Raw genomic sequence first — 20,549 nt, forward strand, 5'->3', positions numbered from 1 at the left:
ATCCTAACACCTCCGTTGCATCAAATGACCAAAAACAAAAATCCCTTACACCGCAAGGGATTTCGCGACTTTTCGATGGAGCGGACGACGGGACTCGAACCCGCAACATTCAGCTTGGGAAGCTGACGCTCTGCCAATTGAACTACGTCCGCGCAATGATTCTGACAACTCTCAGCATACACCGCGCGCCCAGAAATTTCAACTGTCTTCCCGAGCCCAGAAGACCGGAAAAGTGTGGTATACCTATAAGCAGTGAGGCTGAACATTGCATGAAGAGGGACTGTCTGTGACGCATTCACAACACGCGTTCGTGTACGAGTTTACGATTCCCGACGCCTGGGCCGGCCGACGGTTGAAGAACATCCTGCAGTCGGAGTTGAAATTCTCAACCCGTCTGCTGCGAGGATTGAAGCCGCACCAAGCCGTGTTGAAAAACGGAGTGCCGGCGTATCTGAACCAGCCGGTGCAGGCGGGGGACGTGATTCACGTTCAATTGCCGGCCGAACAACCCAGTGTGGCGCCGGATCCGGGGCCGCTGGACATTCGCTACGAGGACGCGGAGGTCATTGTGCTCAACAAGCCGCCGGGAATGCTCACCCATCCCACGGCGCATGAGCGGTCCGGCACGCTTCTCTCGCGGGTGGTGCATCATCTGCTGCCACAGGGAGCCGTTCCGCATTGCGTGCATCGACTCGATAGGGATACGAGCGGCGCGGTGTTATTCGCCAAACACGCCCACATCCATCACCTTTTTGATGTCGCTCTGCGCGGGCAGGGAATGCATCGTACATACTGTGCACTGGTGTATCATGACACGGCGTTCGATCCGGGCGCGATAGGCGAATGGCGCACCATCGATCTCCCCATCGGCGTGCATCCGCAAACGCCCTCACGACGCATGGTCACCGCGACGGGACAGCGCGCGGTGACGCATTACCGGCGTCTGGCTGCGACGGATTGCGTCAGTTTGGTGCACATTCAATTGGAAACCGGGCGGACCCATCAAATCCGCGTCCATTTCGCGGCCGTCGGAATGCCGTTGGTGGGGGATCCCATCTATGGTCGCGCGTCGCGTCCAGTTGCTGCCGCAATGTCCGGCGAGTCTGCGGATGCGGCCGGACTGTTGGCAGCGTTCGGCCGGCAGGCGCTGCACGCCGTGCAACTGACTTGGACGCACCCAATTCGCGATGAGCGGTGTACGGTGGTGGCCCCGGTGGCAGACGATCTGCGGAATCTGTGGGCAGCGCTCGGCGGAGATGCGGCGGTCTTTGACCAGTTGGAAGATCCCGCCCTGCCTCGCCTCGTGGACGTACCGCGTGTTTTAGCTTGAAGCAAGTCGTGGAAAGGGGTGTGCGTGTGACAGAACACAGCCACAAAGACACGTTGATTGAATTGTTGGAGTCCCATGGCGGTCCCGGCTTTGAACAGGCGGTTGCCGAGCGGTGCATCACGGCGTTTCGCGCGTATACGGACGATATCACCGTGGATACGTTGGGCAACGTGATTGCCAGGGTGCCGGGGGAAGGGGAGGCTCCGCGTCCCAAGATCCTGCTCTCCGCCCATATGGACGAAATCGCACTGGTGGTCACGCGCATTGAGAAAGGTGGATTCCTCCGGGTCTGGCAGGCGGGAGGGTTCGATCCGCGCACCTTGGTGGGGCAGGAGGTCGTGGTCCACGGCAAACGAACGTTGCGCGGCATCGTCGGCTCGAAACCGCCGCATTTGACATCTCCGGAAGAACGAAGCAAGGCGGCACCTCTGGAAGATCTGTTCATCGATGTGGCCATGCCGGAAGCGCGTGTGCGTGAATTGGTCACGGTGGGAGATCGGGTGACGCTGCACCGGGAAACCATGCACCTGTTGAACAACCGAATCTCCGGCAAGGCGCTCGACAATCGCACGAGCATCGCGGTGATGTTGGAGTGTCTCGAGTATTTGCGGTCGCTGCGTCACGTCGCGGATGTGTACGCCATGGCATCCGTCCAGGAGGAGGTTGGTGTGCGCGGCGCCACGGTGGCGGGTTACGGCATCCAGCCGGACATCGCCATTGCCATCGACGTGACGTTCGCGGATATGCCTGGACAGGAGCCGGACGACAGTTTCAAGATGGGCAAGGGTCCGGCGGTAGCGTTTGGCCCCAACATCCATCCGAAGGTGTTCCGAGGCCTGCGCGACACGGCCGTCGAGCATCGGATTCCGTACCAGTTGGAACTGTCGCAGGGTCCCACGGGGACCGACGCGCGCGCCTTCCAAATCGCTCGAGAAGGGATTGCCTGCGGTCTTGTCGGTATTCCCATCCGCTATATGCACTGTTCGGTGGAGACGGGAAGCTATGACGATGTGCTGGACTGCGGGCGACTCCTGGCATACTACATCGCCTCGGTGAACGCGAAAACCGTGGAGGGACTCACATGTTATTGAAAACACTGACCGAAGTGATGGGCCCGTCCGGATTTGAGGATGAAATTCGCGATGTGATTCGGCAGGAGGTCGGCGCCCACGTGGATAGGCATTACACCGACGTGCTCGGCAGCCTCATCTGCGAAAAGGGGATTGAAAAATCCGGGCCGAAGGTGCTGCTGGATGCGCATATGGACGAAGTGGGCCTGATGATTGTGCACGTGGAGGAGAATGGATTGCTGCGCTTTCGGCCGCTCGGCGGGGTCGATCCGCGCGTCCTCGTTTCGAAGCCGGTGCAAATTGGCACAGCCAAGCGATATGGTGTGATTGGGGCCAAGCCGATTCACCTGCAATCGGCCTCCGAACGGACCCAACCGCTGCCCTTGAACAAACTGTTCATTGACATCGGTGCGAAGGACAAAGAGGACGCGCTCTCCGTTGTCCAACCGGGTGACGTGGCCGTGTTCACCACCAAGTATGAAGAAATTGGTGAAGGCTGTGCGAAGGCGAAGTCGTTCGACGACCGCGTGGGTTGCGCAGTGCTGGTGGAAACGTTGAAAAAGACGTTTGATCTTCCCCTGTACGGCGCCTTCACGGTGCAGGAGGAAGTGGGGCTGCGCGGTGCGGGGCCGGTCGCGTTCCGGGTGCAGCCGGATATCGCCATCGCCATCGAGGGAACGGTGTGTTTCGACGTGGTGGACGCGCCGGGGCACGGTCAGTCGACGGTGCTGGGGCAGGGACCGGCGCTGACCGTGTACGACGCGCAAACCATCGCGGATCGACGCTTCTTGGAGTTCATGATGGCGACGGCGGAGAAGTACAACATTCCGTATCAGTTGCGTCGGGTCAAGGGCGGATCGAACGATTACGGCGCCATTCACAAAGTGCGCGGCGGAATTGTCGGCGGCGGGATCTCCGTGCCGGTTCGCTATATCCATGCCCCGGCGCAGGTGATTTCGCTGGAGGACTACCACAACACAATTCGCTTGGTCTCCGCCATCCTGACGGAGCTGGCGAAAGGGGGATTCACCGCATGAAGGGGTTCGTATTGGAGCTGGCGGCGCAGGTCGCGCCGTCCGGTTTTGAAGGTGCCGTGCGGGATCTGCTGCTGACGCGCGTGCGAGAGATTGCTGACGAGGTGTCGGTGGACGCGTTGGGCAACCTGCTGGTGCGAAAATCGGGTCAGGGGAAGCACATCGCGTTGGTGGCGCACATGGATGAACCTGGTTTTCTGGTCATCCATGTGGATGATGAGGGGTTCCTGCGAATTGTGCCGATTGGCGATCTCGCGCCCCACCCGTTGGTGAACCGGCCGATTCAGTTCACCAACGGCGTCCGCGGGGTTATTGGCGTGGAGCACGGGGTGAAACTGCAGGAACTGACGTATGATCGACTGTACGTGGACATCGGCGCGACGAGTGCCGAAGAGGCCAGACGCAAGGTGCACGTGGGCCTGGCGGGCGTGGTGGATGCGCCGGTGCAGGAACTGGGCGATGGGTGTCTCGCGGGACGGGCCCTCGACAACCGGGTGGGCTGCGCGGTGGCGCTGGAGGTGTTTCGACTCGCCGCGGCACGTGGCCAGAATGTCTCGGTGGTGTTCACGGCGCAACAGACGGTGGGTGCGCGCGGCGCCCGCGTGGCGACCTACCAATTGCAGCCGGATTTAGCGATTGTCATTGATGCTGCACCCGCCGGGGATACACCCGAAGGGCCGCGGATGGACCTTCGGATTGGCGCCGGTCCTGCCGTGAAAATTATGGACGGGACCGCAGTGGTGCCGCTGGCGGTCAAGGACGCTCTGATCTCGAGCGCAGCCGAGGCCGGCGTGGATATTCAGTACGAGGTTTGGCCGCGCGGATTGTCGGATGCGGGCGCGGTGCAGCTGGCGGTGGATGGAACGGCGGTCGGCGGGGTGTCGTATCCCGCGCGTTACGTGGGCGGCGCGGTGACGATGGTCAATCTGAGCGATGCGACCGCTGCTGTGCAGTGGCTTGACCGTGCGCTTGCCGCCATGTCGAAAGCGTGAGCCTGCGGGCTGTTCCTCTGCCAAGGGCGGGGGGACAGCCCGTCTATCGTCGGTATCGGCACTTTGTGCTATAATGCCAAGAACCAATGAGCCTACTGAGTTGAGATGAGAAGAAGAGAGAGGACGGACGCTTGATGCTGCGGTATCTGTCGGGCGGGGAGTCCCACGGTCCGGAACTGACCGTGATTGTGGAGGGGCTCCCCAGTAACCTCAACGTTTCCAAAGAAATCATCGACGAGCAATTGCGCAAGCGCCAGCAGGGATACGGGCGCGGCATGCGGATGAAGATTGAGAGCGACCAGGTGGAGGTCACCAGCGGCGTTCGCTTCGGCCGCACGCTGGGTTCCCCGGTGACCATGAGGGTCATCAACCGGGATTTCAGCCACTGGACGGATAGAATGGCCGTGTTCGGAGCCCCGCCGGAAAACGGCAAGGAGATTCATCGGCCGCGTCCCGGGCACGCGGATCTGGCGGGCGCCATCAAATACGATCACCGCGACGTGCGCAACGTGCTGGAACGCGCAAGCGCCAGGAACACCACCACCATGGTGGCGGCCGGCGCGCTGGCGAGGCAGCTGCTGTCCGAATTCGGCATTCGCGTGACGGCCCACGTGGTGGAAATTGGCACGGTGCGGGCGACAAACATCCCTTCAGACTGGGACGAGTTGGTTCGCCTCGCCGATGCCTCCCCCGTGCGCACCGCGGACAAAGACGCCGAGGCAGCCATGATGGCGTTGATTGATGAGGCCAAGGCGAAGGGAGATACGCTCGGCGGCGTCTTTGAAATTGTGATTGAGGGATGCCCGATTGGCCTCGGCAGCTACGTGCATCCGGATCGGAAACTGGACGGGCGCTTGGCCGGTGCGCTCATGAGCATTCAGGCCATCAAAGGCGTGGAAATCGGCCTCGGCTTCGAGGCGGCGCGGCGCTTCGGATCGAACGTACACGATCCGATTCTGCACGATGGCACCAGCTATTTGCGACCGAGCAACGGCGCCGGCGGACTCGAAGGCGGTGTGACCAACGGGCAGCCGGTGGTGCTGCGGGTCGCGATGAAGCCCATCTCCACGCTGTATAAACCGCTCGACTCCGTGGATATGGTCACGAAGCAGGCCGAGCCGGCGGCCGTGGAGCGGTCCGACTACTGCGCGGTGCCTGCGGCGTCGGTGGTCGGGGAAAATGTGGCCGCGTGGGTGATTGCCCAGGCCTTCTTGGAGAAATTCGGAAATGATTCCATGGAACAGATTCGCGATGTGTTCAACGCGTACCAAGCGCGGGTGCGCAGCCGATGACGGTGCGGTTGTCTGTTCACACCACGGCGCGCACGTATCCGGTACTGTTTGAAGCGGGTCTGCGGCACCGCGTGGGAGAGCTGCTGGCGGAACTTGGCGTTGGCCCGGATAGACCGCTGTTTCTGATTACGGACGAGCATCTGCAAGCACTGGCGTATCCGGACGAGGTCGCGGCCAGTTGTCGGCGGAGCGGATACGCCGTGGCGATTGGGTGTATCCCGCCGTCCGACGCGAGCAAATCGCTTGCGATGGCAGAACGGCTGTACGAGCAGATGGTTGCGGCGGGGCTCCGCCGCAACGGCGTGGTTTTGGCGCTGGGCGGCGGCGTGGTCGGCGACCTGGCCGGATTCGTCGCGGCCACGTATTACCGCGGCATACCGTTCATCCAGATGCCAACCACCCTGTTGGCGCACGACAGCAGCATCGGCGGAAAAGTCGGCGTGAATCTGGCGAGCGGAAAGAATTTGGTGGGGGCCTTTCACCATCCACTGGCGGTCTGGTTTGACGTGGACCTGCTCGCCTCGTTGCCGAGCCGAGAGTGGGCGGCGGGAATGGCCGAGGTTATCAAACACGGACTGATTGACGATGCGTCATTGGTTCAGGAACTGCTGGAGAGGCCGTTGACGGAGTTTCCAGGTGCCGAGCGGTGCATATCGCTGCTGGCCAGGGCGTGTGCCGTCAAGGTTCGCATTGTGGAACGGGATGAACGCGAACACGGGGATCGCATGAAATTAAACCTCGGGCACACCGTGGGACACGCGGTGGAACAGCATTCGCACTATCGATTGAACCACGGGGAAGCGGTGTCCATCGGGATTGCGGTGGAGACGGAGATTGCAAGGCGGCGCGCCCTGGTTACGGAGGAAGAGCAGCGTGTGATTGAAGCGGTGCTGGCTGCCCACCGATTGCCGGTGCGAGCCCCGGGCGTGCCGCTGGATGAGATACTCCCGTACCTCTCGAACGACAAGAAGCATCGTGGCGCAGCCTGGACGTTCTCGTTGCCGCACGGCATCGGCGCGGTGAGCGTGGTCCGGAATGTCCGGCCCGAAGAGTTGCGGACGGCGTGGGACACGGTGCACGAAAGGGGATAAATTTAGTGGTCATACGTGGCATTCGGGGCGCCACAACGGTTGCCGAAAACACGCCCGAAGCCATCTTCGCGGCGACGAAAGAATTGATGGAAACGGTCATTCAGAGAAATCAGTTGGACGTGGAACAGGTGGCCAGCGTGTTGCTCACGATGACGCCAGACCTCAACGCCGACTTTCCGGCAAAGGCGGTCCGCAGCATTGCCGGATGGCAGTGGGTGCCGTTGATGTGCGCGGTGGAACTGTCGGTGCCAGGCGCCATGCCGCGGTGTATCCGGATGTTGGTGCACGTCAACACCGACAAAGCGCAGCAGGACATTCAGCACGTTTACCTGGGGGAGGCGGTCCGCCTGCGTCCCGATATGGTGGAGGGCGCCTAAAGCGGATGCCGGGGACGCGTGTGAAGTCTGTGTAAAATTTCATCCGGCATCGCTTTCGCACCGAAACCATCGGTTGACGAATCCGGGAATCCCCCGTAAGATAGTACACAATAAGCAGGTTCTTGAGCTGTAGTTGAGTTGGCGCTGTTCACCGCGCTGGCGGCCGGGTTCGCCGGGTGGTTGCGAGCGCACCGTTTTCATGGCGGTGGTACACCCTTCGTTCATGGAAGCGTAGGAACCAGTGAGATGAGGTTGAGTGGAGCCGAGCGGAGTGTATATCCATTCCCAATCTTGTTGAAGGGTATGAACGAGAGGGAATCGTGTCCGCAGGTGAGGTGAAACCGAGTCTGTGGATTTTTTATACTTCGCGCCGGATCCCGCCGAGTCGCTGAGACTTTGAGTTGAGCTGAGAGGAGTCGAGACAAGATGCAGATTCGCGATGTGTTGCAGGACGTCGCCCACGGTCGGGTGCTGTCCACGGATTCCGCGGAGTTTTTCATGGACGCATTGATGAATGGCGATGTGACACCGGTACAAACCGCCGGATTTCTCGGAGCATTGACGGTGCGCGGGGCGACGACGCAGGAAATTGTCGGCTTCGCGCGCGCCATGCGGCGCAATGCCGTTCGGATTCACCCGCCGTTTCCGGTGCTCGACACCTGTGGCACCGGCGGAGACGGCGCCAACACGTTCAATATCTCCACAGCTAGTGCCCTCGTCTGCGCCGCAGCCGGTGTGAAGGTGGCGAAGCACGGGAATCGCGCCGTGTCCAGCAGGAGCGGCAGCGCGGACGTGCTTGCGGCGCTCGGCGTGCAGATCCAACTCTCCGCGAGCCAAGCGCTCCAGTGCCTGGAGCGCGCGAACGTGGCGTTCTTATTCGCGCAGAATTTTCATCCCGCGATGAAATACGCAGCCGAACCCCGCAAACAGCTGGGCTTTCGGACGGTGTTCAACATCCTTGGACCGTTGACCAACCCGGCGGGCGCAGTCTACCAGGTGCTCGGCGTATACCGGGACGATTTGGTTCGAACCGTGGCGGAGGTGTTGCTGGAGCTGGGCACAGAACACGCGTTGGTGGTTCATGGCGCCGGCGGCGTGGACGAATTTTCACTGCAGGGCGAAACGCACGTGGCGGAGGTGCGGAACGGACGCGTGGTGGAGTACGCCATCCGCCCCGAAGACGTGGGACTGGCGGCGGCTCCGCTCGCAGCCCTCGAAGGTGGTGACGGCCAGGAAAACGCGGAGATCCTGCGGTGCATTCTCTCCGGCAGTGAAACTGGCCCTCGTCGCGACGTGGTGTCCCTGAACGCGGGGGCGGGCCTGTACGCTGCCAATGCCGTCCCGACGCTGGCGGAGGGTGTGCGCACGGCGGAATCGCTGCTGGCGTCCGGCGCCGCTGCCCGCGCTCTCGACGCGCTGGTGCAGGTTTCGAATCAGGCGGCCGCAGTGGAGGTGGTGCAATGAGTACCTTCCTCTCGCGCATTCTCGACACCAAACGGGAAGAAGTGGCTTTGCGAAGATCGCAGGTGCCGTCATTGATCATCCCCGGGGATTTGCCGGCGTGCCGCGGATTTCGCCGCGCCATTGCGGAGGCAGAGGGATTGGCGGTGATTGCGGAATTCAAGAAGGCGAGCCCTTCCAAAGGGGCGATTGCTCCGCATCTCGATCCGGTGGAAATGGCCACATCCTATGCGAGCGCGGGGGCCACGGCCGTCTCGGTGCTCACCGACAGCCGCTATTTCCAAGGGTCCCTGGCGGATTTGGAGCGGGTTCGCGCGGCCGTGGACATTCCCGTGCTCCGCAAGGACTTTATCATCGACGAGGTGCAGATCTGGGACGCGCGCATGGCCGGCGCGGATGCCGTTCTGCTGATTGCCGCCGCGTTGGATCCCGAGCGCATGCGGGAACTGTCCCACTACGCGAAGTCCATCGGACTGGACGTGCTTGTGGAAGTCCACGCGGTCGACGAGTTGCCGGCCGCGCTGGCGGCGGAACCGTCGGTGCTTGGCGTGAACAACCGCAATCTGCACACGTTCGAAGTCGATTTGGAGACCACTCGGCAGGTGCTGCGGCACGTACCTCGGGATGTGGTGGTGATTGCCGAGAGCGGTGTTCATTCCGAGGCAGATGCCGCATTTCTGGCAGCATCTGGAGCAAGAGGGATTTTGGTCGGAGAAGCGCTGATGCGAAGCGGCGGTCCCGGCGGCGCAGCCGCAGAGGTGGCGCGCTTTGCGCGGGCGGGTATCGGCGGCCACCGGTTGGAGGGCGCGCGATGACCGTTCGTCTGAAAATCTGTGGGTTGCAGGCTGGGGATGACGTCGGCTTTGCCGCTTCGCCGCGCGTTGCGCACGTGGGCTTTGTGTTCGTGCCGCAGAGTCGCCGTTACATCCGCCCCGTCCAAGCTCGCGAATTGGTGGAGGCCCTGCCGCGGGGCGTGGCCCCGGTTGGCGTCTTCGTCAATGAGACGCTTGCCACCATCGCGGCCATGCTCAACGAAGCCCGCGTGTCCGTGGCCCAGTTGCACGGAGACGAATCTCCCGAACTGTGCGCGGAACTCCGCGCCAGCGGCTACACGGTGTGGAAGTCGCTTTCGGTGCCGCGGACGGACCCGAACCTGGATCATCTGGTGGCGGCCCTCGACCGGTACTCGCCCGTCGTGGACGCCATCCTTCTCGATGCCTCGCCGCCGAAAACGGCCGGGGTTGTGTCCGGAGGGCACGGGCAGGCTTGGGATTGGTCGATACTAACCCAACTCCTCCAGCGCGCGGGAGGCAAACTGCCCGTGCCGCTGTGGGTTGCCGGTGGGATTCGGCCGGACAACGTGGCGCGCCTGCTGGAGACGTGTCTACCGGACGGAATTGACGTATCTTCCGGTGTTGAACGGGACGGCCGCAAAGATCCTGCCCGAATTCAGAAGTTGATAGAGGCGGTGAACCAGAGTGACCAATGAGACAACCACCTACCCGGATTCGTTCGGACGTTTTGGACCGTTTGGCGGCCGATACGTGCCGGAGACGCTGATGTCCGCCTTGCATCAACTGGAAGCTGACTATCGGCGGTTGACCCGAGATCCCGGGTTTCAGCGCGAACTCCAGCATTATTTGCGGACGTACTCCGGGCGCCCCACACCGCTCTATTTCGCGGAACGGCTGTCGGAGAAACTGGGCGGCGCGCGAATCTATTTGAAACGCGAGGACCTGAATCACACCGGGGCGCACAAAATCAACAACACCTTGGGCCAGGGGCTGCTCGCGGTTCACACTGGGAAAAAGCGGATCATCGCCGAAACGGGCGCGGGTCAGCACGGGGTCGCGTCGGCCACGGTCGCTGCGCTGTTTGGGCTGGAGTGCACGGTGTTCATGGGCGAAGAGGACATGCGACGCCAGGAACTGAACGTGTTTCGCATGCGCCTGCTCGGCGCCGAGGTGGTACCGGCCACATCCGGAACCCGCACGTTGAAGGATGCGACGAACGAAGCCATTCGCCACTGGGTGGAGCACGTGGAGGACACGTATTACGTCATCGGCTCGGTGGTGGGGCCCCATCCGTATCCCATGATTGTCCGAGATTTTCAACGGGTCATCGGGGATGAAACCATCCAGCAGTTCCTGGAACGCGAAGGCAGGCTGCCCGACACCGCCATTGCCTGCGTCGGAGGCGGCAGCAATGCCATGGGGATGTTTTATCCATTCCTGGAGCACCCGTCGGTGCAGCTGATTGGCACGGAAGCCGCCGGCCGCGGGCTCCACACCGGCGAACATGCGGCGAGCATCGCCAAAGGTAGGCCCGGGGTGCTGCACGGATCGCTCACGTACCTACTTCAGGATGAATTTGGACAGGTGACGCCGGCGCATTCCATTTCCGCCGGGCTCGACTATCCCGGCATTGGCCCCGAGCACGCCTGGCTGCACGACAGCGGCCGAGCCAACTACGTGCCCGTCACGGACGAGGAAGCGCTCGACGCATTCTATACGCTGACGCGAACCGAGGGCATTCTGCCGGCGTTGGAGAGCGCGCATGCCGTGGCGCAGGCCATCAAGATGGCGCCGGAACTGTCGAGGGATCACCTGATTGTGGTGTGTCTCTCCGGCCGCGGGGACAAAGATGTGGACCAAATCGCAAGTCGGATGGGAGGCGGACAACATGGACCGAATCCGACGGGCGTTTGAACGTCGACACGGCCGAGCTGCGCTCATCCCGTTCTTGAACGCCGGGGATCCGTCGTTCGAAGCGTCGTTGTCGCTGTTTCGAAACGTTCTCAGGGCAGGCGCCGACATCATTGAGATTGGCACGCCATACTCTGACCCACTGGCGGATGGCCCTGTCATTCAAAACTCGGCGCTGCGCAGTCTGCAGGCGGGCTTCCAATTGCCGCACAGCTTTGCGATCGCGCGGGCGCTGCGCCAGGAGGGGGATCACGCGCAGGTGCTGTTCACCTATGTGAATCCGTTGCTCCAGTACACGCCCGAACGGTTCTTTCGGGATGCTGCGGACGCTGGGGTGGACGGCGTGATTGTGCCGGATTTGCCGCTGGAGGAAAGCGGAGCGGTGCGCGAGGTGGCCGACGCCCACGGCATTGCGTTGATCCCGCTGATGGCGCCGACGTCCGGCGAAGCGCGGATCCAGGCGATTGCCGAAAGCGCGCGCGGCTTCATCTATTGCGTCTCGTCGCTTGGAGTAACCGGTGAGCGGGCGCAGATGTCCAATCGAGTGCAATCATTGGTGGCGACCGCGCGAAGATACAGTCCGCTGCCCGTGGCGGTCGGTTTTGGCGTCAGCACAGCGGCGCAGGCGCGAGAGATTGCAGGGTATGCGGACGGCGTCATTGTGGGCAGTGCATTCATTCGTCGGATTGAACAATGTTTGGTAAACGCGCCGATGGAGCTTTCCACGCTTAGCCAATGCGTGTATGATTTTGCACAAGAACTGGCTGTGGCCATGCAACAAGCGACTCGGCCGGAAACGATGGAGATTCGGAATGGAGAGGGGAATCAGCGGTGATTGTGGTCATGAAAGAAGGCGCATCGCGCGAGCAGGTGGACAATGTGGTGCAGTTGTTGAAAAACAAAGGGCTCGGTGTTCACCTCTCCCAGGGAGAAGAAAAGACGATTGTCGGTATCATCGGGCCGAAGGAACGGGTGCGTGAACTCCCCATGGAAGCTATGCCGGGCGTGGAGAAGGTGGTGGCCGTGAGCAATCCGTTCAAGCTGGCGAGTCGCGCATTCCATCCCCAGGATACGCTGGTGCAGGTGGGAGATCAGATCATTGGCGGCGCCGATCCCGTCATCATCGCCGGTCCGTGTTCGGTGGAGTCTCGTGAACAAATTCTGGAGACGGCCGAACGAGTCAAGGCGGCCGGTGCTACGCTGCTGCGCGGCGGTGCGTTCAAACCGAGGTCATCCCCGTATTCGTTCCAGGGTCTCGGCGAGAAGGGTCTGCAGTACCTGGCCGAAGCTCGTGAAAAGACCGGCCTTCCCATCGTCACGGAAATTATGGAAATCGAAGCGCTCGATATGATGCTGCAATATGTGGACGTTTTTCAAATTGGCGCGCGGAATATGCAGAACTACCCGCTGCTGAAGGCTGTCGGCCGGACGCAGACCCCCGTCCTCCTGAAGCGAGGCCTCTCCGCCACGATGGAGGAATGGCTAATGGCTGCCGAGTACATCTTGGCCGAAGGCAATCCGAACGTGATTCTGTGCGAACGCGGCATCCGCACGTTTGAGACCTACACGCGCAACACGCTAGACCTCAACGCGGTTCCGGTCGTGCAGTATCTGTCGCATCTGCCGGTGATTGTCGATCCCAGCCACGGTGTCGGCCACTGGCGATATGTGACGCCGATGGCGCGGGCGGCCATCGCGGCGGGCGCGAACGGATTGATTGTGGAGGTCCATCCGAATCCGAAAGAAGCGCTCTCGGATGGCGAACAGTCACTGACACTGGAAAACTTTGAACAAATGGTGCGGGAAGTCAAGCTGATTTCCCAAGCGCTGAACCCGGTTGGAGATCCACTGTACGCTGCAAAACCCTGAAGAAGGTGACAGCATGTCCGACTGGAAACCCCAATCCATTCTGATTGTGGGATGCGGGTTGTTGGGGGCTTCGTTCGCGAAAGCGGTGCATGCCCACTTTCCTCAATGTCGACTGCACGCCGTCGAGGTGGACGCTGCATACCGGGCATGGGCAGAAGCCAGCGGCCTGTTCGAAACGGTCGTTAGCTCCCTGCCCGAGCGTCCGGTGTTCGACCTCGCGGTGTTGGCCACCCCGGTGGACGTGGCGTGCCGCCAATTGCCGAAGGCGGCGAGCGTGGCCAGGTGGGTGATGGACGTCTGCAGTGTGAAGCAGCAGATCTGTCAGGCTGCTGTGGACAGCGGCGTGCAGGGGCAATTCGCGCCAACCCACCCCATGGCGGGGCTGGCCGTTCCAGGGCCGTCGGCGTCTCGGGGAGACCTGTTTGAGCAACGGACATGGCTCATCCTCGATGGCTGGCCGGCGTGCGCCGTACTTGCCCCGTTTCTTGCAGGGCTCGGTGCCAAAGTGGAGACTGTGCCATCCGCAGAGGTCCACGATGCCGCAATGGCCTCGGTCAGTCACGGCATTCACGTCACGTCTCTCTGTGCACTGCTGGCGGCGGACAGGGAGAAACAGCGGATGGGCGGTGAATGGCAGCACTGGGTGGGGCCGGCGTTTCGCGATATCACGCGTCTGGCCGCGTCGCCCAGCGGTTTCTGGACGAGCACGCTGCTCGCGAACCGCGATGCGGTGCAGGGTTATCTGGAACAGTTGCAGACGGCGCTGCACGAAGTCTCCGACCTGCTTCGGGCAGGAGATCCAGGGCCCATGAAGGCGTGGTTGGAAGGCGCAAGGGACGTACATACAGCGTGGGGAGCAGGAGGTCCGAGATGATTCCATCGAGTGAAACAATTCACGACACGATGCGGTTCGCGCCCGTGTCCGGCTTGCACGGCTGCGTTTCGGTGCCCGGTGACAAGTCCATCACACATCGCGGGATTTTATTTGGGCTGATTGCCGACGGAACCACCACAGTCAGGCATTGGTTGGACGCGGGGGATTGCCGTTCGTCGATTCGGGTGGCGCGGGCGCTCGGAGCGGAAATTGCCGTGGAGGACGATATTTTGACCATACGCGGCACCGGGGGTGAGCTCCGGGAACCGGACGATGTGCTCGACTGCGGCAACTCGGGAACCACCATCCGACTCCTTCTCGGCATTTTGGCTGGCCGTGTGCCGTTCGCGTGCCTGACCGGGGATGCCTCCTTGCGCCGTCGACCCATGGCGCGGGTTCTGTCGCCATTGGCGCAGATGGGTGCGCAGATTATCGCGCGCGAGGGCAAGTACGCGCCGCTGGCGGTGGTGGGCCGGGCGCTGACCGGGATTGAATACCGACTGCCGGTCGCGAGTGCTCAACTAAAATCCGCCGTGCTTTTGGCGGGACTGCTCGCCGCATCCGGCGACACCACCGTCACGGAGGACAAGCCAACGCGAAACCACACCGAAACGATGCTTCGCGCGTTTGGCGCACCGTTGCAGGAGGCCACCGTGGACGGTGTGCATCGGGTGACGGTCAGCGCGGGCGGACGGTTGCGCGGCACCGAGGTGGTGGTGCCTGGGGATATCTCCTCAGCTGCGTTCATTCTTGCAGCCGCCGCCATCGTCCTCGATTCGGAAGTAACGGTCGCCGGTGTTGGGCTCAATGCAACCCGCACGGGCTTTCTCGAGGTGTTGAAACGCATGGGCGGCCAGGTGCGCATCACCAATCAGCGCGTGGTGGCGGGCGAGCCCATCGGTGACGTGACCGTATCGAGTTCCGGCTTGTCCGGCACGGCCATCGGCGGTCCCGAAATTCCAACGTTGATTGATGAACTTCCAATCCTCGCTGTGCTCGCCGCTTTCGCGGAGGGGGACACGGTGGTATCCGACGCTGAGGAACTGCGCGTGAAAGAATCGGATCGGATTCGGGCGGTGGTGCAAGGCCTAACAGCCATTGGCGTGGAAGCCGAAGAACGGCCGGACGGATTTGTGGTGCACGGCCGGGGGCCGAAGGGAGTTCAGGGCGGCGTGGTCAACAGCTTTGATGATCACCGGATTGCCATGAGTTTTGCGGTGGCGGGCCTCGGGTCGGCGCGCGGCGTGGAACTCCGTAACTGGTCGTGCGTCGGGATTTCTTACCCAACATTCCAAGACACCTTGCGGAATATCGGGGCGAACGTGTGATTCGCCCCGATACTACCTGCAAAGTATATTGAATATCTGAACATTCTGTATTGACATCGCGGAATGAAAGCGCTATCCTGACGGTGAAGGGTGTTATGTCTGATTTCTCTCCACTCCTAGCAAATCCACTGGGAACCTGATACGTCGGGTTCCCCCTTTTTTTGTGTGTTCTCACCACTCCATCATATTTCAAGTTGCAACGAAAAGCCCGGCTGTGATGTAGTTCACAACGCCCGAGTTGACGCCAGTCCATCATGATGATGTGCAACCTGTCCGGGGCTTCCCGGCGAATCGAGGGCGACAATGGTGCTCCCGCGTTCCACCGAAAGGAGCTGTGAGGCCCAGTGATTGATATCGAAGAAGTGCGGGAAAAACTACGCGACGTGTACGACCCCGAGATTGGCGTGAACGTCGTGGACCTCGGTCTCATCTACAAATTGGAAGAGGTGAGGGAGGGCTCGCTGTATATTGAAATGACCATGACCACGCCGGGTTGCCCGGCGCACGACACCCTCCGAGACAGCGTGGAGTGGGCAGCGGCGCAGGCGTTCGGCGTAGGGCTCGTACAGGTCAACGTGGTGTGGGATCCGCCGTGGAACCCGGACAAAATGTCCGACGAGGCGAAGGAATTCTTGGGCTATCTCTGAACCGCGGAAGGGGGGCGGGCCTCTTTGTGCATTTCCTCTTTCCGGTTCGTCCCCGAACCGCTTTTGAATGTCCGGCGGATGATTCCGTGCTTACCGGACGGTCCTTCCCCCATCTCATCACGCATTCGTATACCCTGTCATTTTGTGCGTCATACTGTGAATAGACTGGGAATTCATGAAAACGGGTGGTTGCTGACGTCATCGCATTCGCGCGCCGCTGGATTGCGGCGAAATTTGGAAAGGAGGCATTCCGTGGCGTCCATGGTGTACATGCAGGGAGACGGAACGCTGCTCATTCCTTCTCACCACCCGACGTACGGAGAAGTACAGGCGGAGGTGGGCGTATTTGCCGACCTCGTGCAACGATTGGACCCGATGCATGTGTACCAAATCCGTCCCATCTCCTTGTGGCAAGCCGCTGCCACAGGCATCACGCCGAGACAGGTTCTGTCCTCTCTTCGCAAATACGCGGCCCATCCCATTCCGTTTCCGCTGCAAAAGATGATTGTGGACGAGATGAGCAAGTGGGGACGTCTGATCCTGCAAGCGGGCGCCCGTGGACGCATTGTCCTTCGCGGTCCGGCCAAAGACCTGCGTGCCATCGCGGCACTTCCGGAAATCCGTGCGTGGACCTTGGAGCACTCCGCGGATGGCATCGTGTTTGCCGAGTCCAGCAGGGCGGAGGTCAAACGGTTTCTCACGTCTGCAGGCTGGCCGGTGCAGGACCAAGTCGGCTATGCATCCGCGCCACCGCTGCAGTTCGACTGGGTGCCCGGGACGACGCTGCGCGATTACCAATGCGCTGCGATGGATCGGCTGAATCAAGGAGGCCGGTACGAGAGCGGTGTGATTGTTCTTCCCTGTGGCGCCGGAAAAACGCTGGTGGGGATTGGTGCCATTCGGTCGGTGGGACAACACGCGTTGGTGCTGACTCCGACCCACACGTCGGCCAAGCAGTGGCGTGACGAATTTCTGTCCCGCACGACGCTCACGGATGCGGACGTGCGTCTCTACGACGAGAGACAGCCTTTGGCGCCGGTCACCATCACCACCTACCAAAAAGTCGCGGCCCGCAATCGGACCGGCAGCAGACAGCACCTGCAGCGGTTGACGAGACATGCTTTTGGATTGGTGATCTACGACGAGGTCCATATGCTCCCTGCGCCGCTGTTCCGTCTGGCGGCGGATCTGCAAGGAATCCGTCGTCTGGGCTTGACCGCGACGTTGGTTCGGGAAGATGGCGCGGAGACCGATGTCTTCAGCCTCATCGGCAGCAAATTGTACGAAGCGTCATGGAAACAGCTCGAACGCGCCGGCTATCTGGCTGCCGTACGATGCGTTGAAATTCGGGTGCCCATGCCCGAAGACTGGCGCGAGCAATATACGGTGGCCAACGTTCGCCGACAGCATCGCCTCGCTGCGCTCAACCCCGCGAAACACTCGGTGGTCCAAGCGCTTCTCCGCAGACATGCCGGGGAAGCGTGCCTCATTATCGGGCACTACTTGGAGATGCTCGAAGACATTGCCGAGGATGTGGGATGTCCGATGATCACGGGGAAGACCCCGCAGACGGAACGAGACTTGTGGTACGCGCAGTTCAGAGAGGGGCGCATTCGCTGTCTGGTGCTGTCGAGGGTGGCCAACATGGCGGTCGACCTCCCCAATGCCGCGGTGGCCATTCAGGTGTCCGGTCTCTTTGGTTCGCGACAGGAGGAGGCGCAGCGACTCGGCAGACTGTTGCGTCCGGGAACCAAGGAAGGCGTTTTCTACAGTCTCGTGAGCGACGGAACGGTGGAAATGAGGATGGCCAAGCACCGGCAACTGTATCTGGTGGAGCAAGGATACACCTACGACCTGGAAGACGCGGAAACGGTGTGCATCGGGGGCGATGGCACCGCGCCGAAATCGGCGGAGGTGGCTCGGACCGCCACGTGAAGAGCATCGGTCCTGACGGGGGCAGGTCAAGCGAGGAGGAGTTGACATTGAAATTGTCCGAATGCTTAAACGCTGCGGACATCGCCACGCTGCGCGGTGTGGCAAACCACTACAATCTGAGCTGTTCGCGTCATTCAAAATTGGCGCTGATGCAGGAGATCCTGTACACCTTTCAATCCAAATCGTTCTTGCACGGCGCCATGCGCGAATGGACAGAAGGGCGCGACTATGTGATGCTGCGACTCGCGTTGGAATCGCGTCAACTGTTCTCACCTGAAGAGTTGGCGGCGGTGTTCGCGGCCTCTGGCGCAGATGGTCAGTGGGAAGAGGCGCTCGAAGAAGGGTGGTTGTTTCCGACGACCCGCTACGGAGGACGGTTGATGTACTGCATTCCCACGGAACTGCATCGCTGGCTGCGGAGCGCCATCGTACAACAGTTCGCTGAAAAACTGGTCACCGCGAGCGAGGGTCCGTTGATTTACCAGGACGAAGAAACGGCCCTGTCCCGCGACGTGGATGTGTTTCTCGAATATGTTCGCAACCACGACGTGCGATTGACCACCGATGGCAGCATGTACAAGCGCCATCTGACCCAGGTGCTCGAGCTGCTGGAGATTCCGGAAGCGCCGCTGCAGGGAGGCTGGCGATTCGGATACGGGAGGCGATTTCACGATTATCCGGATCGATTTGCGCTGTTGTACGACTACAGCTACCACACGGACTTGGTCAGCGAAGATGCCGACGGATTCCTACGTTTGTCCGAGGGCGTTCAGGCCTGGATGACCCAAAGTGCGAAAGAACGGCAGCGCGCTCTGGTTCGCTTTTACCTGTCCCTGTACCGCCGGCCGATTCAGCGCCTGCCCCAGATTGCCCTGCTGCTGGCGCACACGGCGCACCGGTGGACAGCGAGCGAAGCGATGTTCGCCGCGCTCTCCGATTTCGTGCAGCCCTATTATTACGACTCGCCCGAACAAATTTGGCAGATTCGGATTCTGAAGATGTTTCGTCATCTCGGGCTCATCCGCATCGGCGACGATGAAAATGGGCAAACGTGGTTTCAAATCACGGAACTTGGTCAACAATTGCTAACACCGGATGCATTACCGGGAAGTCAGGAACAGACAGCGGAAAGACAGCGCATCCTGATTGTACAGCCGAATTTCGAGATTGTCGTGACCGCTGACCAACCCACTGTCACCGCGAACCTGTCGTTGTTTGCCGAGTTGAGACAAGCAGGGGTCTTGCGCATCTATCGAATGACGGAGGAATCCATCCGCAAAGGCGTGGCGGCCGGCAGGTCACTGCAGCAGTGGCTGACCTTTCTGCACAACCATTCGCAGACACCGGTACCGGGCAACGTGGAGCGGACTATCGAGGAATGGGATCGGTTGTGGGCGGCGAGTCCGGACAACCCGGAAGAAGATACGCTGACCAGTTGAGCTTCGTCTCGCCCAAATCGGCGAGGATGGATGGGGGCACAGGACAGGTGTGCAGGAAAATCCAATTGTCCGCTCGAATAGAATACTCAAAGGATTCTTACGACGATGGTCGCCGGTGACGTGCGGATCTGCTCAAAATTAGGACAATGGGCTTCAGCCACTCAGGGAGGAGACGGCTATGGGCAATACTGTAACAGTCGCCGAAAAAAAACACTTTCTGCGTTGGTTCCTTGGCAACTATCAGTTGCAGAGCCGTGAAGCGGAAATGCTTCTGCGCTACATGATGACGCGGGAAAACGTGCTGCGCAGAGTCCATTTCGTCGAAAACTTCCGTCAGCTGCCGCGAGTCATCGTCGTCGCCACCACGTGTGTGCAGGTGGCACCTTTCCGCTACTACCGCCGCAACAAACCGGTTTCGACCGATGTTGAACAGGCGTTTCTGGATCTTTACCAACACCCGGACGACGATGTGTACATCGGTCTGTTTTTCAAGGATCGAACGGCGTGTGCCGCCTACGCATCGGTGATTGAGGAAACGGTCACCGCAGAGCTGGAACCCGCGGTGAGAGAGCTCATCACCATGCAGGCGGAATGGATCATCGATTTGGCAATCCGCAACTACCAGCGCGAAAAGTTGATGGAAGAGGTCAATCGCGCGTTGGATATGGGCGACCGAGACGCATTTTACGCTGCGAGCCGGCGGCTCATTGAATTCGACAGCCTCACGCTGTCCGTTGGCTGATAGCCACTCTGACAACCCTTTCCGTTCCGGTGAAAGGGTTGTTTTTTGGTACGCCCGGCATGGGCGGTCCCTATAGGGTGAAAGTCCCGAACGGGGGTTGGCGACACACCTACCGTTAGCCAAGAGCAAGGGTGTCCATTGTGAGGTGGAATCTGAAGGAAGCTGGAGGCAAACTCTCGACCCGAGGTACACGAATCGCATTCGAGGCTGTCACAGTCGGATGAGTTGCCCAAACACAACGAAGTCCGAAGTCGCCAAGGGCTGTGGCAGTAGATGCGGCGGGTGCATGAGAGGAAAGGGGCCGTTCTTATCCGGGGAGGCCTGTCCGATACGCTGGTAGAGCCGGTAACCGCCGTCGAGAGG

At 61.0% G+C, this 20,549-nt stretch carries 19 protein-coding genes and 1 tRNA gene; 19 read left to right on the forward strand and 1 reads right to left on the reverse strand.

Annotation, left to right across the window (positions count from 1 at the left end; translation table 11 throughout):
• Window positions 1-76: 76 nt before the first annotated feature.
• Window positions 77-152 (reverse strand) — tRNA-Gly (locus G463_RS0114180).
• Window positions 153-286: 134 nt separating this feature from the next.
• On the opposite strand from G463_RS0114180, the gene G463_RS20555 reads away from it, so the two are divergent.
• From G463_RS20555 to G463_RS0114275, 19 genes are all read left to right on the forward strand, one after another.
• The gene (locus G463_RS20555; RefSeq protein ID WP_051322320.1) at window positions 287-1,330 is read left to right on the forward strand and encodes an RluA family pseudouridine synthase; all 1,044 of its coding nucleotides are present in this window, start codon (window positions 287-289) and stop codon (window positions 1,328-1,330) included.
• A 26-nt stretch (window positions 1,331-1,356) separates the two neighbouring features.
• Window positions 1,357-2,421, forward strand: coding sequence for a M42 family metallopeptidase (locus tag G463_RS0114190; RefSeq protein WP_026975694.1), 1,065 nt, complete (start codon window positions 1,357-1,359; stop codon window positions 2,419-2,421).
• Window positions 2,412-3,437 carry a M42 family metallopeptidase gene (locus G463_RS0114195; protein ID WP_026975695.1) on the forward strand — a complete coding sequence of 342 codons (1,026 nt, stop codon included), beginning with the start codon at window positions 2,412-2,414 and terminating at the stop codon, window positions 3,435-3,437. Before G463_RS0114190 ends, G463_RS0114195 begins: the two co-directional genes overlap by 10 nt.
• Entirely contained in the window at window positions 3,434-4,426 is a 993-nt protein-coding gene (locus tag G463_RS0114200; protein ID WP_026975696.1) for a M42 family metallopeptidase, read from the forward strand. The genes G463_RS0114195 and G463_RS0114200 overlap by 4 nt, the downstream gene beginning before the upstream one ends.
• A 134-nt stretch (window positions 4,427-4,560) precedes the next feature.
• The gene (gene aroC / locus G463_RS0114205) at window positions 4,561-5,718 is read left to right on the forward strand and encodes a chorismate synthase (protein ID WP_281171084.1); all 1,158 of its coding nucleotides are present in this window, start codon (window positions 4,561-4,563) and stop codon (window positions 5,716-5,718) included.
• Window positions 5,715-6,809: a 3-dehydroquinate synthase gene (aroB, locus tag G463_RS0114210; protein WP_026975698.1), complete on the forward strand. Its 1,095-nt coding sequence runs from the start codon at window positions 5,715-5,717 to the stop codon at window positions 6,807-6,809. The genes aroC and aroB overlap by 4 nt, the downstream gene beginning before the upstream one ends.
• A 5-nt stretch (window positions 6,810-6,814) precedes the next feature.
• Entirely contained in the window at window positions 6,815-7,186 is a 372-nt protein-coding gene (aroH, locus tag G463_RS0114215) for a chorismate mutase (RefSeq protein ID WP_026975699.1), read from the forward strand.
• A 426-nt stretch (window positions 7,187-7,612) separates the two neighbouring features.
• Complete coding sequence (gene trpD / locus G463_RS0114220; protein WP_026975700.1) at window positions 7,613-8,650, forward strand: anthranilate phosphoribosyltransferase; 1,038 nt, start codon at window positions 7,613-7,615, stop codon at window positions 8,648-8,650.
• Window positions 8,647-9,462 (forward strand): indole-3-glycerol phosphate synthase TrpC, encoded by an 816-nt coding sequence (gene trpC / locus G463_RS20560; protein WP_084171719.1) that lies wholly within the window; start codon window positions 8,647-8,649, stop codon window positions 9,460-9,462. Before trpD ends, trpC begins: the two co-directional genes overlap by 4 nt.
• Entirely contained in the window at window positions 9,459-10,136 is a 678-nt protein-coding gene (locus tag G463_RS0114230; protein ID WP_026975701.1) for a phosphoribosylanthranilate isomerase, read from the forward strand. The genes trpC and G463_RS0114230 overlap by 4 nt, the downstream gene beginning before the upstream one ends.
• Window positions 10,126-11,355 (forward strand): tryptophan synthase subunit beta, encoded by a 1,230-nt coding sequence (gene trpB, locus G463_RS0114235; protein WP_026975702.1) that lies wholly within the window; start codon window positions 10,126-10,128, stop codon window positions 11,353-11,355. Before G463_RS0114230 ends, trpB begins: the two co-directional genes overlap by 11 nt.
• Complete coding sequence (gene trpA, locus G463_RS20565; protein ID WP_051322321.1) at window positions 11,330-12,187, forward strand: tryptophan synthase subunit alpha; 858 nt, start codon at window positions 11,330-11,332, stop codon at window positions 12,185-12,187. Before trpB ends, trpA begins: the two co-directional genes overlap by 26 nt.
• Window positions 12,184-13,221 (forward strand): 3-deoxy-7-phosphoheptulonate synthase, encoded by a 1,038-nt coding sequence (aroF, locus tag G463_RS0114245; protein ID WP_026975703.1) that lies wholly within the window; start codon window positions 12,184-12,186, stop codon window positions 13,219-13,221. Before trpA ends, aroF begins: the two co-directional genes overlap by 4 nt.
• Window positions 13,222-13,234: 13 nt before the next feature.
• Complete coding sequence (locus G463_RS20570; protein WP_051322322.1) at window positions 13,235-14,095, forward strand: prephenate dehydrogenase; 861 nt, start codon at window positions 13,235-13,237, stop codon at window positions 14,093-14,095.
• Window positions 14,092-15,423, forward strand: coding sequence for a 3-phosphoshikimate 1-carboxyvinyltransferase (gene aroA / locus G463_RS0114255; protein WP_084171721.1), 1,332 nt, complete (start codon window positions 14,092-14,094; stop codon window positions 15,421-15,423). The genes G463_RS20570 and aroA overlap by 4 nt, the downstream gene beginning before the upstream one ends.
• Before the next feature lie 347 nt (window positions 15,424-15,770).
• The gene (locus G463_RS0114260) at window positions 15,771-16,070 is read left to right on the forward strand and encodes a metal-sulfur cluster assembly factor (protein ID WP_425387073.1); all 300 of its coding nucleotides are present in this window, start codon (window positions 15,771-15,773) and stop codon (window positions 16,068-16,070) included.
• Window positions 16,071-16,331: 261 nt separating this feature from the next.
• Window positions 16,332-18,005, forward strand: a complete 1,674-nt coding sequence (locus G463_RS20575) for a DNA repair helicase XPB (protein WP_245575914.1) — start codon at window positions 16,332-16,334, stop codon at window positions 18,003-18,005.
• A gap of 47 nt (window positions 18,006-18,052) precedes the next feature.
• Window positions 18,053-19,444 carry a helicase-associated domain-containing protein gene (locus tag G463_RS0114270; protein ID WP_026975706.1) on the forward strand — a complete coding sequence of 464 codons (1,392 nt, stop codon included), beginning with the start codon at window positions 18,053-18,055 and terminating at the stop codon, window positions 19,442-19,444.
• Window positions 19,445-19,622: 178 nt separating this feature from the next.
• The gene (locus tag G463_RS0114275; RefSeq protein WP_026975707.1) at window positions 19,623-20,186 is read left to right on the forward strand and encodes a YpiB family protein; all 564 of its coding nucleotides are present in this window, start codon (window positions 19,623-19,625) and stop codon (window positions 20,184-20,186) included.
• Window positions 20,187-20,549 lie beyond the last annotated feature (363 nt).

It is taken from the genome of Alicyclobacillus contaminans DSM 17975, assembly GCF_000429525.1.
Taxonomy (GTDB): Bacteria; Bacillota; Bacilli; order Alicyclobacillales; family Alicyclobacillaceae; genus Alicyclobacillus_A; species Alicyclobacillus_A contaminans.

What these genes read in the sequence shown, in the direction of transcription:
- trpA (WP_051322321.1), top strand. Translation starts at nt 11,330, where the DNA reads ATGGACCGAATCCGACGGGCGTTTGAACGTCGACACGGCCGAGCTGCG.
- G463_RS0114230 (WP_026975701.1), top strand. Translation starts at nt 9,459, where the DNA reads ATGACCGTTCGTCTGAAAATCTGTGGGTTGCAGGCTGGGGATGACGTC.
- G463_RS0114275 (WP_026975707.1), top strand. Translation starts at nt 19,623, where the DNA reads ATGGGCAATACTGTAACAGTCGCCGAAAAAAAACACTTTCTGCGTTGG.
- G463_RS0114195 (WP_026975695.1), top strand. Translation starts at nt 2,412, where the DNA reads ATGTTATTGAAAACACTGACCGAAGTGATGGGCCCGTCCGGATTTGAG.
- trpD (WP_026975700.1), top strand. Translation starts at nt 7,613, where the DNA reads ATGCAGATTCGCGATGTGTTGCAGGACGTCGCCCACGGTCGGGTGCTG.
- G463_RS20575 (WP_245575914.1), top strand. Translation starts at nt 16,332, where the DNA reads ATGGTGTACATGCAGGGAGACGGAACGCTGCTCATTCCTTCTCACCAC.
- G463_RS0114200 (WP_026975696.1), top strand. Translation starts at nt 3,434, where the DNA reads ATGAAGGGGTTCGTATTGGAGCTGGCGGCGCAGGTCGCGCCGTCCGGT.
- aroA (WP_084171721.1), top strand. Translation starts at nt 14,092, where the DNA reads ATGATTCCATCGAGTGAAACAATTCACGACACGATGCGGTTCGCGCCC.
- trpC (WP_084171719.1), top strand. Translation starts at nt 8,647, where the DNA reads ATGAGTACCTTCCTCTCGCGCATTCTCGACACCAAACGGGAAGAAGTG.
- aroC (WP_281171084.1), top strand. Translation starts at nt 4,561, where the DNA reads ATGCTGCGGTATCTGTCGGGCGGGGAGTCCCACGGTCCGGAACTGACC.
- G463_RS20570 (WP_051322322.1), top strand. Translation starts at nt 13,235, where the DNA reads ATGTCCGACTGGAAACCCCAATCCATTCTGATTGTGGGATGCGGGTTG.
- aroB (WP_026975698.1), top strand. Translation starts at nt 5,715, where the DNA reads ATGACGGTGCGGTTGTCTGTTCACACCACGGCGCGCACGTATCCGGTA.